This is a genomic window from Pedobacter sp. W3I1 (genome assembly GCF_030816015.1).
Classification (GTDB): domain Bacteria; phylum Bacteroidota; class Bacteroidia; order Sphingobacteriales; family Sphingobacteriaceae; genus Pedobacter.
In genome coordinates, this window is record NZ_JAUSXN010000001.1 from 447,426 (window position 1) to 465,553 (window position 18,128).

Consider the following 18,128-nt stretch of genomic DNA (forward strand, 5'->3'; position numbering starts at 1 on the left):
AATTATCAAGATGTCTTCGACAGGCTCAGACTGACAGCATCTATTTTTAAACTGTTAGCATTGTTCTAAAAGATTGAAACTACAAGTATTGCAGCAAACTTTCCAGCTTCATTCCTCTCGATCCTTTTAACAAGACTAAATGATTTTGAACAGGGTTTTCTTGTAAATATTGGGCTGCCGCTGTTGGCGTTTCGAAAAACACCCCTTTAATCGTATCTCTAAAGGCATAAAAATCTTTTCCAATAAAAATGATCTGGCTTAAACCACTTTCGCTGGCTTGTTTGGCAATGAGTTGATGCTGGCCGTGAGATTCTGGTCCTAATTCGAACATGTCGCCCAAAATAGCGGTTTTTTTATCGGCCGATAGCACGGCAATATTCTTCAATGCTGCCGTCATACTACTTGGATTGGCATTATAAAAATCGCAGATGACCGTATTTTTTTCTGTTTTGGTGAGTTGCGAACGGTTGTTCCTGGGCTGGTAGTTCGATAAGCCAGCATTGATTTCTTCAGGGTTCATATCAAAGAAATCGCCAATACAGATGGCTGCAAGAATATTTTCGAAATTATAGCTTCCTGTTAAATTGGTTTTTACCGATGATGAAACTTCATGGTTTGTCCAATCCACCTCAATAAAAGGATCGCTGCTTTTTAATGCGCCTTTAATGGTATTACCATTTTCTGTTCCATAATAAATGAGTTTATTTAAACCTGCGGCAGTACTCATTTCTATTAAGTAAGGATTGTCTCTATTGATAAAAGTATAGCCATGGGTTTCTCTTAAATAGGCATAAAGTTCTGCTTTACCCTTTTTTACACCTTCAAACCCACCGAACCCATCTAAATGTGCCATGCCAACATTGGTAATAATGCCATGTGTGGGCTGGGCAATGGTGCAAAGCAACTCTATTTCCTTTTGGTGGTTTGCCCCCATTTCAATTACCGCAATCTGCACATCATCAGTAATGGATAAGATTGATAAAGGAACGCCAATGTGGTTATTTAAATTGCCAAAGGTGGCAAAGGTTTTATATCGCTCAGCCAGAACAGCATTTATCAATTCTTTACTGGTTGTTTTACCATTACTGCCTGTTAAGCCAATAACGGGAATGCTAAGTTGTTTACGGTGATGGCGCGCCAGATCCTGCAAAGTGTTTAATACATTTTCTACTAACAGGCACTGACTGTTTATTGCGTATTTTTCTTCATCAATAACTGCATAAGCTGCGCCCTTTTCAATCGCCTGAGCGGCAAATTCGTTGGCATTAAAAAGATCTCCTTTAAGCGCAAAAAAGATACAACCGGGAGTAATATTTCTTGTATCGGTAGAAATAACAGGGTTTTCTAGGTAGTAATCGTATAATCTTTCGGTTGTAATCATGCCTATGGTAAAAAATATGATGTAAAATTAAGCTTTCGCATCAACAAAAAACAAAATTAGTACATTAGGTAAAATTATTTCTCTATGAAAAGACTCTTAACGTTCTGCCTAATCTCCCTTAGTTCTGTTCTGTTTGTGCAAGCACAGCTAAAATCTCCCGATGATTTTTTGGGCTACGAGTTAGGCTCGCACTTTACTCCCCATCATAAAGTAGCCGATTATTTTAGGCAAACTGCTACGGCTTCTCCTAAAAATATGAAGCTTGTAGAATATGGCAAAACGCATGAAGGCAGACCGTTAATGGTGGCAATTGTTTCCTCAGCAGAAAACATAACCAAACTCGAGCAGATTAGGAACAACAATCTGGTTTTGGCAACGGGTACGAATAATAGTGTTGATTTAACAAATCAACCTGCTATACTTTGGTTAAGTTATAATGTACATGGTAATGAAGCAAATTCGACTGAAACTTCAATGAAGATGTTATATACCTTAGTTTCAGGCAATAATAAACCTGCAACAGATTGGTTAAAAAATACCGTTGTAGTGATTGACCCTTGTTTAAATCCCGATGGAAGAGACCGTTATGTAAATTATTTTAATAGCGTGGTAGGTAAAACACCCAATGCTGATCCATTATCTAGAGAACACATAGAGCCATGGCCAGGTGGTAGGCCAAATCATTACTATTTCGATTTAAACCGCGATTGGGCCTGGCAAACCCAGATTGAAAGTCAGCAACGATTGGCGCTATACAACCAATGGATGCCGCAGGTACATGTCGATTTTCATGAGCAAAGTTATAATGAGCCTTACTATTTTGCACCGGCGGCGGAGCCAGTTCACCAGGACATTACGCCCTGGCAAAGAAGTTTTCAGGTGATTGTAGGTAAAAACAATGCCAGGTATTTTGATGCAGAAGGTTGGCAATACTTCACCAAAGAACGTTTTGATTTGCTGTATCCCTCTTATGGCGATACTTATCCCTTATATAATGGGTCAATCGGCATGACCTATGAGCAGGGCGGAATCAGGGCTGGATTATCAGTGGTAACCAACGATGGTGATACCTTAACCTTAAAAGACCGTATCGCGCATCACTTTACAACAGGAATGTCGACCCTTGAAGTCACTTCCTTAAACCATCAGAAATTATTAGAAGAGTATAAAAAATATTTCCAGCAGGAATTAACCAATAGCCTTGGTATTTATAAAAGTTATATTATAAAAGCGACTAATTTGTCACGCTTAAAAAAATTAGCTGAACTGTTGACCAAAAATAAAATCGAATTTGCTTTTGGTGGCGATAAAACGGGAAGAGGTTATGACTATGATACCCAAAAGGAAGAAAATTTTAGCATTGCCCGCAACGATTTGATTGTTAATATCCAGCAGCCGCGGGCAGTTTTGGCCAACGTTTTATTAGAACCTCAAACCCTTGTAACCGATTCTAATACTTATGATATTACAGCATGGGCCCTACCCTATGTGTACGGATTAAAGGGTTATGCCAGTAAAGAAAGTATTAAAGGGAAATATTCGGCAATTGAAGAGCCCAAAATAATCGATAATGAGTTGGAGAAGCCTCTTGCCTGGTTGTTTAGCTGGGGAACAAGCGAAGATGTTCAGGTATTAACGGCGCTGCAAAAAGAAAATATAAAAGTTAGACAGGCCGATCAGCCATTTGCTGTGAATGGTAAAGACTATCCTGCCGGAACCCTAATTGTGTTGAGGGCGGAAAACGAAAGACTGATAAAAGGCATGAAAGAGAAGGTTACATCAATCACAAAAATCTTAAACAGGCCAATCCAGGCCATTAGCAGTGGTTTTGTAGAAAAGGGGAAAGACTTTGGCTCTAACGTTTATCCATTGTTAAAACAACCTAAAATTGCCATTGTATCCGGTATGGAGGTTTCTTCTCTCGCTTTTGGCGAAGCCTGGTTTTTTCTTGAACATGATCTGAATCTATCTCCAAGCATTATTAATGCTAAAGACCTGAATAACCTGGATATTAATAAGGTAAACACCTTGATTTTGCCCGATGGAAGTTATAGCGCTTTTATAGGTGATGGTTTAACCGCATGGCTAAATAAAGGAGGAAGATTAATTTTAATGGAAGATGCCATCGAAAGTGTATTCGAGAAAAAAGGATTTGATATTAAAAAGAAGGAAGCTGTTATGAAAAAAGATGAAAAGCCAGCGGCAAACAAACTTCTTTTCAAGGATAAAGACAGAGACGATTTTGAAACCACCATACCCGGTGCAATTTACCGGATCAATCTTGATGCCAGCCACCCCTTTTCTTATGGCTTGGGTAAAAGCTATTACAGTTTAAAAACAGACCGTAAAATTTACGAGCCTCTTGTTAAAGGCTGGAACGTGGGTTTAATTAACGAGAAAAGCTTAATGGCTGGTGTTGTTGGCAAAAAAGCAAGGGAAGAGCTTAAAACCGGACTTTTAATCGGTGTACAAGATTTCGGCCATGGCCAGGTAGTTTATTTGGCTAACGACCCCCTGTTTAGAAACTTCTGGGAGGGAGGAAAAACCTTATTTGGGAATATAATTTTTTGCAAGTATTAGGATTCTTAATCAAAATTACTAATTATAACAACTAAAATAATACAATTGTATCTTTATGATTATTAATGAGATATGCTTGCGATAAATAGGTTTTGTTAAAAAATGTTAAAAATTTCTTGGCTTGAGTAATGGCAAAGCCTAAATTTGGAGCACATTAACTAACCTATTTAAAACAATGAAAAAACTTCTACAGAGTTTGTTCATGCTGATGCTGTGCGCAATTTCCGCAATGGCACAGGAACGAACAATCACCGGGACGGTTACGGCACAAGATGACAAATTGCCGATTCCTGGTGTCAGCATCAAAGTACTAGGAACAACATTAGGAACATCAACTGATCCTAGTGGAAAGTACACATTAAAAGTTCCATCTACAGCAAAATCATTAGAATTTTCATCTATTGGTTTTACAACTCAAACACGGGAGATCGGCTCTCAAACTGTCATTAATGCAGCTTTATTATCAGATTCCAAACAACTTGGAGAAGTAGTGGTTACTGCATTAGGTGTTTCCAGAGAAAAGAAAACCTTAGGTTACTCTTCTACACAAGTAGGAACCGATGAAATTAACCGAGGAGCACCAACTAATGCAGTTGCAGGCTTACAAGGTAAAGTAGCGGGGGTTGATATCTCTACTACTTCAGGTTCTCCGGGTGGATCTAGCAAGGTAATTTTAAGGGGTTTTTCTTCGGTTGGCGGAAACAACCAGCCGCTTTATGTGATTGATGGGGTTCCAATCAATAACTCAAGGCCAGGCGGAACTTCTGCACCAGGTACAGTTGGAGATATCTCTGAGAACTACGATTTTGGAAATGGTGCCAATGATATCAATCCAAATGATATCGAAACCATCAGTATCCTTAAAGGAGCTGCAGCGAGTTCTTTGTATGGTTCCAGGGCATCAAACGGTGTAATCTTAATCACCACTAAAAAGGGTAAAGCTGGAGCTTTGAAAATTGATCTGAGTTCATCAGCTTCTTTTACCAATGTTGCTATTGTTCCAAGTATCCAGGATCAATATGGTCAAGGCTGGAGTAAAGAGAACTGGCTAGCGGAAAACGGAAGCTGGGGTCCGAAGTTAGATGGTATGACGAGGCCTTGGGGGCCAATCGTTAATGGCGATCAGGAAACAAAACCTTTTGTAGCCGTTAAGGATAACTTCCGTGATGCATTTGATACCGGCCAGGAATTTAATAACAGTTTAGCGCTTAGCGGTGGTAACGAAACCTCAACTTTCCACCTTTCTTATGGTAATATCTATAGCAACGGTATTCTTCCCGGGGCAAATGATACGTATAAGCGTAATAATTTATCGCTTAGCGGATCAACTAAATACAAAGGGCTTACTGTAGCTGCTTCGGCCAATTACGTAGGTAAAAATACAAGAGCAGTTCAAACAGGGCAAGCCGTATCTGGCATCGGATCATCATTTTATGAAGATTTATTACAGATTCCGGTAGATTATCCATTTACCAACTTTAAAGATTACAATAATAAATTCTACAATGTAGATAATTATTTTTCTCCTTTCTCTCAAAATCCATATTACTCCGTTTACGAGAATGGTTCCCGTTTCAAAAGCGACCGCTTTTATGGAAACGTAGATTTAAAATATAAAGCAACAGAATGGTTATCGTTCCAATTCCAACAAGGAGCAGATTTAACAAATAATGCCAGTAAGTTTTGGAATGCCAAAAACAATCCAGCTATTGGCAGCTGGGCCGGTGGCGGAAACGATGAGGGTTACACCAGACAAGAAAGTGTGGGTAATGTAATTGAAGGATCGGAAAGATATTTTGAATACGATTCGAAATTAAATGCCCTTTTTACCAAAAAGTTCGGAACAGATTTCGATATCAATGGCCTAATCGGTGTTAACTATAATGACAGAGGGTACCGTTCAGTATATACTGGTGTAGAAAATTTAGCTATCCCAGGGTTTTACCAGATTAACAATAGTGCAAACGATCCAACCAGTACAAGTGCAGAGAACGAAAGAAGATTGTTCGGCGCATATGCTTCTGCAACATTGGGCTATAAAAATTATGCCTTCTTAACATTAAATGCCAGAAATGATTGGAGCTCTACACTTCCGGCGGATAACAGAAGCTTCTTTTATCCAGGCGCTAACTTAGCTGTAGTTCTTTCAGATGCATTGGATTTATCTAGTGCTAAAATTAGCTTTTTGAAAGTTAGAGCTGCAGTAGGTCAAACAGGTAGTGATACAGATCCATACCGTATTTTCAATACTTTATCCAGAACAAGTGCTGCATTGGGCTTTGGTAATATCATCTTCCCTATTGCCGGTGTTCCGGGTTACTCCGTTTCTGACATCTTAAATAACCCGGATCTTAAACCTGAAATCAGTACTGAAACAGAGTTTGGTGGAGAGATCAGATTCTTCAACAACCGTTTAGGTCTGGATGTTTCTTATTATAACCGTGTAACTAAAGATCAGATTATTCCGGTTGTCACTGCACCATCATCAGGTGTGACCTCTAGGATTGTAAATTTTGGTAAGATCCGTAACCGCGGTGTGGAGATTGCATTAACAGGTACACCAGTTAAAAACGAAAACTTTACCTGGGATATTGGCTATACCTTTACGAGAAACCGTAACCTGGTATTGGAACTTCCTGATGGATTGGATAAATTGGTATTGAACACGGCGTATGATGCTCAGTTTGTGGCAAGGGTTGGCCAGCCATTGGGCGTTTTAGAAGCTCCTGTTGCAAAATACGATCCACAAGGAAGAATTGTTGTAGGTAGTAATGGATTTCCATTGCTTGCAGACAATAACGGAAGTTATGGAACTTCGCAACGTGACTTCATTATGGGTTTAACCAACTCTTTTAAATTTAAAGAATTTACCTTAGGTTTTACTTTGGATTATCGTAAAGGCGGTGTGTTTTATTCAGGAACAGCAGATTTGCTAAACTTTGTGGGTAATGACATCAAAACCTTATACAATGACAGAAGAACCTTTATTATTCCTAATTCAGTTGTACAGGTTAATAACCCTGGTGGTGGAGTAAGTTATGTAGAAAATACAACCCCTATTTCTGAAGGAAACGTAAATGCATTATATTATACCAATAATGGTAAAGCGGTTGCGTATCAAAATAGAATTTTAGATAAAACCTTCTTAAAAGTAAGGGATATTACTTTATCTTATTCATTACCAAAATCGATAGCTCAAAAAATTAGGGCAGATAGGGCTACCATAACCGTTTATGGCCGTAACCTGATTACCTGGTTGCCAAAAGAAAACCGGACTATCGATCCAGAGGTTTCTAACTTTGGTAATGATTTAACCAGTGAGTTTGGAGAATTCAGAACAGGGCCATCTGTTCGTAATGTTGGTCTCTCTTTAAACTTAACCTTTTAATCGCATCTAAGTATGAAAAATATAATTAGAAAAACGCAAGTTTTAGCTTTTTCGACTTTGTTGATTGTTGCGAGTTGTAAGAAGCTCGACATTAACCAAAGTCCGAACAACCCCCCTGTTGAATCTGCTACGGTTGAGACTTTGTTTCCCTCTGCAGTCATTTCAACTGTTTCCAGAACAGGTGGAGACCTTTCAATTATTGGAGGTATATGGGCGCAATATTGGACCCAAAATAATAATTCAAGTCAATTCCGTACTGTCGATTCTTATGATGTACAAGCTACATCAAACTTTATTAACGGGCCATATGCTGAATTGTTTTCAGGCGCTTTAACCGATTATCAGTTGGGTATTACCAAATCAGTGGCGGCACAGGATTGGAGATACAATTTGATGAATACAGTTATGAAAGCCTATACTTATCAGGTTTTAGTTGATTTATTTGATAAAGTACCCTATTCAGAAGCACTTAAAGCTGGTGCAAACCTTCAGCCAAAATTTGATGACGGTTATACCATTTATACCTCACTAATTGCTGAAATTGATGCTGCTTTAGCCAAAGATTATAAAACGAATCCACTTACGGCAGCTCAAATCAAAACTGATTTTGTATTTGGTAAAAAAGGTACATCAGCAGCTGTTATGGCAAGCTGGGAAAAGTTTGCAAATACCTTAAAACTGAAAATGTATTTAAGGATGGTTAATGCTAAACCTGCTGAAGCACAAGCCGGCATATTAAAGCTTTACCAGGATGGGGCTAAATTTCTCGATGAAGATGCGAAAGTTGATATATTTGTAGATGTACCAAATAAAAGCAACCCTTTTTACGAGTATAATTTCAGAAGGTTAAATACCCCTGATAACTTAAAGGCCAGTAGTACATTTACTTCTTGGTTAAATCAGAATCAAGATCCACGCGCTGAAGTATATTATGGAAAACCTAACCCTGTTCCTTCGATTAATCAAGGGGATTATCTTGGTGGTTCAGCTCATCCAGAATATAACAATGCCGTTAATGTAGTCGTTAATGCAACAGACGCAGTCCCGCTTATCTCTCTGGATGAAGCTTATTTCATGCAGGCAGAAGCACGTTTGCGCTATTTTGGTGGTGCCGGAGCCGAAGTGCTTTATAGCGATGGGGTTGAAACAGCATTTAGTAAACTTGGTTTAGATGGAACTACTTTACTATCGACAACATATAAATATCCGGGATCAGCTGATGAAAAAGAAAATCTGGAAGCGATTATCGTTCAGAAATGGGCATCCTTATTTGGTTCACATGCTTTAGAGGCTTTCTTTGAGCAAAACAGAACAGGATATCCTAAAACCACCACACTCTATTCAACAGAAGCAGGCTATACCCCAGGTCAATTGGTTTATACCCCAAATGGCGTAACAGGTGCAGGCAATTTTCCAAGGAGATTTGTGTATCCTGATTTTGAGAGAAGCCGAAATTCCAATACACCTGCACAGGTTCCTATTTATACTAAGGTTTGGTGGGCTAAATAATTGTTTTAACAATAAATTGATATCATGAAAAAGATTAATATAATATTCATTTTTATTGCACTTATTACAGTTGCGATAAGTGCTTGTAAAAAAGATCCCGAACCGGGAGGTACTGCAGTTCAGGATATGGCTGGCGACTGGTACGTTAAAGTAAATGAGGCAGGTGCTTATTCTACCTTGTTAACCTTTAATACTTCAGAAAACACACCTAATGTGATGTGGGTGCAGGGTACGGGATTAAAATCTGGAGCAACAGTTCTAGCCATTAAAGGAAAAACAGGGGTAGATTATCCAAATAAGCTTTTCTCTGCCACAAACATTGCTAATGTATCTACAGCTGCCGGGAGGCCAGCAAGTTTTTCCATAGCGAACGGAAAGATTATTCCAAATGGTACAAAAGGTCCTGTTTCTAAAAGCCCAACAGATTCGATTTATTTTGAGTTAAATGTTGATGGAGCAGTATATAAAGTAGGCGGTTATCATAAAACCGGATTTTTGGAAGACCTTCCTTAAATAGGTTATTATAAAACTCGTTGTTAAAAAAGAGATCTCCCACACAGAGATCTCTTTTTGTTTGTAGTAAGCGCTGTTAGTAAGATTTTAAAAAAAACAGTTTGGCACAGTTTTTTATTTTATACAATGCTATTTTTTAGCTCATGAACGCTAATTTTTACCTATATCGAGGTAAAATATGGTTTAAGCATTTCTTTTTGTGGAAAATCTCCCCAACCGCCTTTTTAATCAGACAGGCATATTGTCAAAACAAAGTCATTATGCGGGGTGGGTTTGTTAAATTTTGTTAAAATGTTAGTTATCTCCATTATATTTAGTGCTTCAAATAATTATATCATTATCTAACTTAAATTTCATGAAAAAACTTCTACAAAGTTTGTTCGTACTTTTGTTTATTGCTTTATCAGCGATGGCACAAGACAGAACAATTACTGGTACAGTTACTTCACAGGATGACAAATTACCAATTCCTGGTGTAACTGTAAAGGTTAAAGGTGCTTCAGCTGGCACCGTAACAGACTCAAATGGTAAATATTCTGTAAATGTCCCTTCCGGATCTAACACATTAGAATTCAGTTACGTTGGGTACGTAACTAAAGAGCAAATTATTTCTTCAGGTAATGTAATCAATGTTGTGCTAACAGCAGATGCGACAACGTTAACTGATGTAGTTGTAGTGGGCTATGGCACAACAACAAAACAAGCTTTTACAGGTTCGGCAAAAACAATTAGTGCAGAACAATTGGGAAATAAAAGAGTTTCAAATCTATCTCAGGCATTAGCAGGAGAGGTTTCTGGTGTTCGTGTAATTACACAAAGTGGACAACCAGGTACCGAAGCAAAAGTTCGTATTAGAGGTATTGGTTCAGTATCAGGAAATCGCGATCCTTTATATGTTGTTGATGGTGTTCCATTTTACGGAAGTTTAAATTCTGTTAATATCAACGATATCGAGTCGACAACTGTGTTAAAAGATGCTGCTGCAACTGCTATTTATGGATCGCGTGGTTCAAACGGTGTAATTTTAATCACAACCAGATCAGGAAAAGGTAAAAGTTCATTCATTGAAGGAGATGTAAATTTTGGAACGAACATGGCATTATTGCCACGTTATGATGTAATCAAATCTCCAGAAGAATTTATTGGTTTAGCTTGGGAAGGTCTATATAACCAAGGCAGAGGTTTAGCCACTCCATTAAATGATGCTGCGGCGATAACATATGCCAACAATAGAATTTTCGGCCCAACCGGTGGTGGCCTACCAGCTGCATCTAACATTTGGAACTCTACAGGTGCTAATTTGATTGATCCAGCTACTAGACAAGTAAGATCTGGTGTAACCAGAAAATTTGATCCTGAAAACTGGGAAGATTATGCATTTCAAAATTCGGCACGTACCGAGGCAAATGTAAGAATTGGTGGTAGCTCAGATAAAACAAGTTATTTTACTTCGTTAGGTTATTTGGATGATATTGGTTATTCCATTAAATCTAATTACAAGCGTTTAAATGCCAGATTAAACTTAACGCATGAAGTTAAGCCATGGTTAGTTGGTGGCATGAATTTAGGCTACACCAATTCAAAAAGAAACTTTGGTGGTCAAACCTCTGATTCAGGTAGCGTTTTCTGGTTTGTAGATAACATTCCCCCAATTTATCCTTTGTTCTTAAGAGATGCTAAAGGTGCATTTGTTCAAGATCCAATTTTTGGTGGAAATCAATACGATTATGGAAATGCGGGTAGAAGATTTGGTTCATTAACTAATGCAATCGCTGATACTCAATATAACACAGACAGAGATGACAGAAATGAGTTAAATGGAAATGTATCTCTAACAGCTAAAATTATTCCCGGTTTAACTTTCGAAAATACTTTTGGCTTACAATACTATAACAATGAGAGCGTAACCAGAAATAACAAATATTATGGATCTGCAGCTTCTCAGGGCGGTGCTATCTATTTAGAAAATACAAGCTTAATGTCTTATAATCTTTTAAACTTATTAAGATATAAGAAAACTTTTGGAGAAAATAGTTTCGAAGCCTTAGCAGCGCATGAGGTAACAGATTGGAAACTGAAAACTTTACAAGCTTCAAGATACAATTTGATTCTAAATGATTCTGAAGATTTAAATAACGGTACAGTAACAAACCCAAGCAACTCATACAGTGAGCAATATAAACTGGAAAGTTATTTTGGACAAATCAACTACGATTATCAGAAGAAATATTTTTTATCAGGAAGTTTGAGAAGAGACGGCTCGTCTAGATTCAAAACTAACAGATGGGGAACTTTCGGATCTGTAGGTGCCGGATGGTTAGTTTCAAGCGAGGAATTCATGAAGTCTCAAAATATCTTCAGTTCATTAAAGTTGAAGGCCAGTTATGGTTTAATCGGCGATCAGGGTGGCGTTGGATATTATCCAGGATACAATACGTTTAATATTGATAACGTAAATGATCAACCGGGACTTTCCATTGATTTAGTGGGTAACCCGGATTTAACCTGGGAAACTTCTAAAATGTTTCAAACGGGTATTGAGTTTAACTTAGGTACTTATCTAACAGGATCTGTTGATTATTACTTAAAAAATACTGATGATCTAATTTTTGACAGAAGAATTGGTCCATCTAGCGGATATGCTATTGTTAAAGTAAACGGTGGTTCATTAAGAAACCAAGGGGTTGAGTTTGATTTTACAGGTCACATCTTTAAAAAGAAGGATTTTTATCTTGATTTAGGAATTAATGGTGAAATCTTCTCTAATAAAATGACAGCCATGCCAATTGATCCATCAACAGGTTTGGCAAAGCCAATTGATGTTCAAGGAAACTATGCATGGTCTGTTGGTCATTCTATTTACGATTTCTATGTTCGCAAATATACTGGCGTAGACGCTGCTGATGGTAAATCTACCTGGGAAGCTTATTATTTGGATGCAAATAATAACGGTGTTCCTGACGGCGGTTTATTAGAAAATCAAGCAGGCGAATACATTGGTTCATTAGGGTCATATTTAGCTGCGAATCCAGACAAAGAAGGTCAATTAAAGAAAACCACTACAAAAACTTATCAAAATGCTACTCAGCAATATGATGGGCGTTCTGCCATTCCTGATGTAAGAGGTGCAATTAATTTAAGTACGGGTTACAAAGGTTTTGATTTAAGCATTCAGATGCTGTACAGTTTAGGTGGCTATGTTTACGACGGTGCATATGCAGGTTTGATGGGTAATGGATTAATTGCAAATAACAACTGGCACAAAGATATTTTGAACAGATGGCAGTCTCCAAGTCAGCCAGGTGATGGAATTGTTCCAAGAATTTCGAACAATCAGGATGCAAACGTAAGCTCTGCATCATCACGTTTTATTACAAAAGCTGATTATTTCTCGCTTAATAATGTACGTTTAGGGTATACGTTCACTAAAAAAATAACCGACAAATTAGGTTTGGCAGGTTTAAGTTTATGGGTTTCGGGAGATAATCTTTATTTAGGTACAGCCCGTGCAGGATTAAATCCAATGACTGCAGAACCTGCAAACAGTACCGAAACCGGAGGTAGTGATACGTACAGATATTCGCCTTTGTCTACCGTTTCTGCTGGTTTAAGAGTTAAGCTTTAATATTAAACTTATCAAAATGAAAAATACTAAATATATATATATCGCATTTGCACTTCTGGTGTTTGCAAGTGGATGTAAAAAAAGTTTCTTGGATGAAAGACCAAGTGAAAAAGTTTCTCCAGAACAAATTAGTGAAGAAGCCTTAAGAGATCCATCAGTATTAAATGCATATACAAGGGGTTTATACTCCAGTATGTATAATACCGGAACAGGTGGTACAACTGGTCATGATGATTTTGGTCAAAAGGGATATGATATCTTTTCTGATATGTTAGCTTCAGATATGGCACTTGGATCACTTAATTACGGTTGGTATAGCACAGTGGTCAGGTATCAGGCTACAAAAGATTTTACTCAGAATGCTGCGTATATTCCATGGCGTTATTATTATAAAATCATTTTTGGAGCAAACTCTTTAATAGATGTATTGGGTGGTAACAATGCAACATTTACCAATAAAACCTTAGCATATAGTATGGGGCAGGCAAAAGCCATGAGAGCGTATGCCTACTTTTATCTAACTCAGTTTTATGCACCACAAGGTTTTGGAACAGGATCTGAAAAGATTCTACCCCTTTATACCGACGCTAAAACAACTAATCAACCACTAGTTACTTCTGCAGTAATTTTTGATCAGATGATTAAAGATTTAACGGATGCAGCCACATTGTTAGCTGATTATGGCAGAAGCAGTAAAGGTGAAATAAATGCAGATGTTGCCAAAGGCTTATTGGCTTATGTTTATGCAGCAAGAGGAACAACATCAGACTTAGCACAAGTGGTATCGTTAACAGACCAGATTATTCCTAAATTCCCGGTTTTGGCGAAGGCAAATGTAACTACTGATGGATTTAACAATCTACCAAATAGTGCTAACTGGATGTGGGGAGCTGATCTTCAGATTTCTAGTAACCTTGATCTTGTTTCCTGGTGGGGCCAAATTGATATCTTCACCTACAGCTATGCGTGGGCAGGAGATCCTAAATTTATCGATGATAAATTATACGCTTCTATCCCAGCAGATGATGCCCGTAAAGCACAGTTTGATGATAACGCGGATTACGGTGGGCTTTTGCCAACCGGAAAGTTCTTTGATCCAGCAAGAATCGAAGGTGGCCAAAGAACAGTGATTACCGACTACGTATATATGCGTGTTGAAGAAATGATCCTTTTAAATGCAGAGGCAAAAGCCAGATTAAATCAGGATGCACCTGCCAGAACTGAACTCAAAAAACTATTAACAGAGCGTGTTGCTAACCCCAACTTTATTGATGCATTGAGTGGCGCAGCTTTAAAAGAAGAAATTTACAAGCAGACGCGTATTGAGCTTTGGGGAGAAGGAAAAGTTTATTTAGCTATGAAACGTAATAAGCATTCAATTACAAGAGGAACAAATCATTTGTTCTTTGCCGGAAATACATTTGCTTATGATGCTGATGAATTAACTTTCCCTATACCACAAGCAGAGGTGATTAATAATCCTAACCTGAACAAATAGTGGTTTAAAATACAATTAAATTAAGATAAAAAAGCCAACTTTCAAAAGAAAGTTGGCTTTTTTGGTTTAAATACGCAAAAATAAGCTAGAAGACAGATTGTTTTGGTTAAACCATCTTTTGTATGTTATTTGAGATTTAGCGATATCATACTAAACCATGATATCGCTTTTTTATTTTAATTTTTGCAAGAGTATTAATCTATATAATGATAAAAAATACTCTTACACTATATACTACTTGGTAACAAAGAGATGTTTGCGATAGAAGATTTTGTTTTTTTAACAGTCCTTAATGTGTAAAATGTTTGCATGAAAATGATTTTTTGGCACAGTTTTTTTAAACTATTGTTGTGTTGCGTGTGGCTCATAAATGGCAATTTTGGGCTATTTTTAAGATAAAATACGATTATATCGTTCATAATATTCTACATTTTGTGGAAAATTCTCCCAAATACGCCTTTTTAATCAGACAAAAATATTGTCAAAATAAAGTCATTATACAGGTTTGTTTTGTTAAAATTTGTTAAAATGTTAGTTATGTCCGTTATATTTAGTGCTTCAAATAACTATATCATTAACTAACTTAAATTTCATGAAAAAACTTCTACAAAGTTTGTTTGTATTGATGTTTATTGCCGTAAGTGCAATGGCACAAAATCGAACAATTACAGGTACAGTTACAAGTAAAGGAGATGGACAGCCTATCCCTGGAGTAAGTGTAAAACTGGTTGGCGCGCAAGGTGCAGCAGTAACTGGAGCTGATGGTCAGTATACCATTAAGGTAACATCTGATGTAAAAACACTCTTGTTTTCTTCAATTGGATATGCTGCTAAAACAGTATCTATCGGAGGATCTAATGTCTTAAATATCACTTTAGACGATGACTCTAAACTATTAGAAGAGGTCGTGGTAACAGGTTTCGGATTAAGACAAGCCAAAAAGGATGTAACGGGTTCTACCAGTACAATTTCTGGAAAGGATATCGAAAACATGCCAGTTCAAAGTGTAGATAGAGCAATGCAAGGAAAACTTGCTGGTGTTCAAGTAACATCAACAAGCGGTATTCCAGGTGCAGCGATCAATGTTCGTATCCGTGGTATTGGTTCAATTAACGCAGGGAATAGTCCATTATACGTTGTTGATGGTGTTCAGGTAAACTCTGGCGATTTTACAAGTTCCACTACAAGTGCAAATGCACTGAGCGCTTTAAATCCAGATGATATTGAATCTTTAACCGTATTAAAAGATGCGTCTGCCGCTGCAATTTATGGTGCTTCTGGTGCGAATGGTGTTGTAATTATTACTACTAAAAGAGGTAAGAATGGTAAAACCCAAATCAATGTAAGTTCTTATATTGGTTATAATGATTTTATCTCGAAACCTAAGCTTTTAAATTCTCCTCAATGGATCCAGTTATCTTTAGAAGCTTATGCAAACCGTTATGGTGCAACATCAACTCAGTACACCAGCTTTTACAACACTTATGTAACACCTTTTGGTTCTATTGATAATGTGCCAACTTACGATTGGCTAGATGCAGTTTCTCAAAAGGGCCGTACCCAAAATTACGATGTAAATGCGCGGGGAGGTAATGAGAAAACCCAATTCTATTTAGGCGGAAATTACAGCACACAAAAAGGACAGGTGATCGGAACTGATTTTTCTAGAGGAAGTATCAAAGTTAATTTAGATCACAAAGCAACCGACAGATTAGATTTTTCTACCTCGATGAACCTGAGTACAATTACACAGAATACAACATCTGGTGCTGGTGCGTTTGCTAACATTAGTAGAACAGCCCAATTGCAATCTCCAAATAATGCAATCTACAACCCTGATGGCAGTTATAATACTAATTTGCCTGGGGCGTATGATAGTTATAACGTACTTCAAATTGCATCAATTAACTTGCAGAAAGCAACTACCAACCAATTTACTGGAAGCGGCTTTGCCAAGTACAAAATCTTTAACGATTTAAATTTCAGATCTAGCTATGGTGTGGATTATTTGGAAATTGTTGAAAATACGTTTAACGATCCCCGTTTTGGCGATGGGAGATCTGTAAATGGATCTGCTTCTGCTGGAAATACAAGGAACACAAACTTCCAAACTGATCAAACTTTAAACTATACTAAAACATTTGCCGGGGTACACAACTTGAATGTAATAGTTGGTTTTAACTATCGTAGTGAAGTTCGTACTTACTCTTTGGCTGCTTCACAAGGTTTCCCTTCTTATCAATTTACTCAGGTTTCATCTGGAAGTACACCTACAACTACCACTGGTTCTTATACCACTTTCAGAACTGCAGGATATTTTGCTAAAGCTGATTACAATTATATGAGTAAATATTACTTGTCTGGAACGGTAAGATATGATGGTTCATCTAGATTTGGTAATGAGCATACTTTTGGATGGTTCCCTGCAGGAGCGGTTTCTTATCGTATCTCCCAAGAGGATTTTATGAAAGATGTAAGCTTTATCTCTGATTTAAAATTGAGAGCAAGTTATGGTACTACAGGTAATCAAGCTATTGGGAATTTTGATTCCAGAGCGCTTTATGCAAAATCAGGAGATTATGTAACTTCTGGTACAGGATCTACATTAGGTTCTGGTTTGGCGCCATCAAACTTGGCTAATCCATTATTGGCTTGGGAGCGGGCAACAACACTTGATGTTGCATTAGAATTTAACTTATTTAAAGATCGTATTAGTGGTACAATCGGGTATTACAACAAGATAAACTCGAATTTATTATTAGATCAACCACTTCCGTTAACTTCTGGCTTTAGTACTATCAGACAAAATGTAGGTAAAATGCGCAATAGAGGCTTTGAGTTTGAATTGTCTACTTTGAACATTAAAACGGATAACTTCTCTTGGAGAACGGATGCAAACATTGCGTTAAACAGAAATAAGATCCTTGCGTTGTTAGATGGACAAACTTTATTAGGGGGTAACTTTGGTATCGCAGTTGATCGTCCTATTAACTCTGTTTATACCTATACTTCTGCTGGTGTTAACCCTGCTGACGGTAGAGCAATGTGGTATGATGGAAATGGTAACATTACCTATACCCAAAACCCATCAACAGATAGAAGTTACATAGGCGATTTAAACCCTAAATATACTGGAGGTTTAACTAATACAATCAACTACAAAGGTATCTCGTTAAGCGCTTTCTTCCAATTTAGCTATGGTAATTTGGTATTAAATCAAGATAAATTCTTCTTCGAACGTTCGGGTTCAACTGTAGATAGAAACCAATACGTTAGCAACTTAGATCGTTGGACAACACCAGGTCAGTTTACTGGTATTCCTAAGCCTTATTTTGGTGGAACAGTATTGAACATCGGCGGTATTAATCATTCATCATCTTATGCAACGTCAGATCGTTTCTATGAAGATGGATCTTACATTCGCTTAAAAACTATTAGTTTAGGTTACGATTTACCAAAACAGTGGTTATCGTCATTAAAACTTCGCTCTGTTAGGGTATATGCACAAGGTTTAAACCTTTGGACAATTACTAAATACCAAGGTGTTGACCCTGAATTTGTAAATACAAGCGGTGATTTTGGTCAGTATCCTCAGTTTAAGAACTACACTGTTGGTATAAATGTTGGATTTTAA

8 protein-coding genes are annotated in these 18,128 nt (G+C 37.5%); 7 read left to right on the forward strand and 1 reads right to left on the reverse strand.

Going from position 1 to position 18,128, the window contains the following annotated elements; translation table 11 throughout:
* Window positions 1–79 precede the first annotated feature (79 nt).
* A complete protein-coding gene (gene murF / locus QF042_RS01960) occupies window positions 80–1,381 on the reverse strand; it encodes a UDP-N-acetylmuramoyl-tripeptide--D-alanyl-D-alanine ligase (RefSeq protein ID WP_307524811.1) in 1,302 nt (433 codons plus the stop codon).
* Window positions 1,382–1,465: 84 nt separating this feature from the next.
* On the opposite strand from murF, the gene QF042_RS01965 reads away from it, so the two are divergent.
* The 7 genes from QF042_RS01965 to QF042_RS01995 all read left to right on the forward strand — a co-directional run bounded on the left by QF042_RS01965 (window position 1,466) and on the right by QF042_RS01995 (window position 18,128).
* A complete protein-coding gene (locus QF042_RS01965) occupies window positions 1,466–3,961 on the forward strand; it encodes a M14 metallopeptidase family protein (protein ID WP_307524814.1) in 2,496 nt (831 codons plus the stop codon).
* Window positions 3,962–4,136: 175 nt separating this feature from the next.
* Window positions 4,137–7,349 (forward strand): SusC/RagA family TonB-linked outer membrane protein, encoded by a 3,213-nt coding sequence (locus QF042_RS01970; protein WP_307524816.1) that lies wholly within the window; start codon window positions 4,137–4,139, stop codon window positions 7,347–7,349.
* Window positions 7,350–7,361: 12 nt separating this feature from the next.
* Window positions 7,362–8,858 (forward strand): SusD/RagB family nutrient-binding outer membrane lipoprotein, encoded by a 1,497-nt coding sequence (locus tag QF042_RS01975; protein WP_307524818.1) that lies wholly within the window; start codon window positions 7,362–7,364, stop codon window positions 8,856–8,858.
* Window positions 8,859–8,882: 24 nt separating this feature from the next.
* Window positions 8,883–9,371, forward strand: a complete 489-nt coding sequence (locus tag QF042_RS01980) for a lipid-binding protein (RefSeq protein ID WP_307524820.1) — start codon at window positions 8,883–8,885, stop codon at window positions 9,369–9,371.
* Window positions 9,372–9,726: 355 nt separating this feature from the next.
* A complete protein-coding gene (locus QF042_RS01985; RefSeq protein ID WP_307524822.1) occupies window positions 9,727–12,996 on the forward strand; it encodes a SusC/RagA family TonB-linked outer membrane protein in 3,270 nt (1,089 codons plus the stop codon).
* A gap of 16 nt (window positions 12,997–13,012) precedes the next feature.
* Window positions 13,013–14,494, forward strand: a complete 1,482-nt coding sequence (locus QF042_RS01990) for a RagB/SusD family nutrient uptake outer membrane protein (protein ID WP_307524823.1) — start codon at window positions 13,013–13,015, stop codon at window positions 14,492–14,494.
* Window positions 14,495–15,086: 592 nt separating this feature from the next.
* Window positions 15,087–18,128 carry a TonB-dependent receptor gene (locus QF042_RS01995; protein ID WP_307524825.1) on the forward strand — a complete coding sequence of 1,014 codons (3,042 nt, stop codon included), beginning with the start codon at window positions 15,087–15,089 and terminating at the stop codon, window positions 18,126–18,128.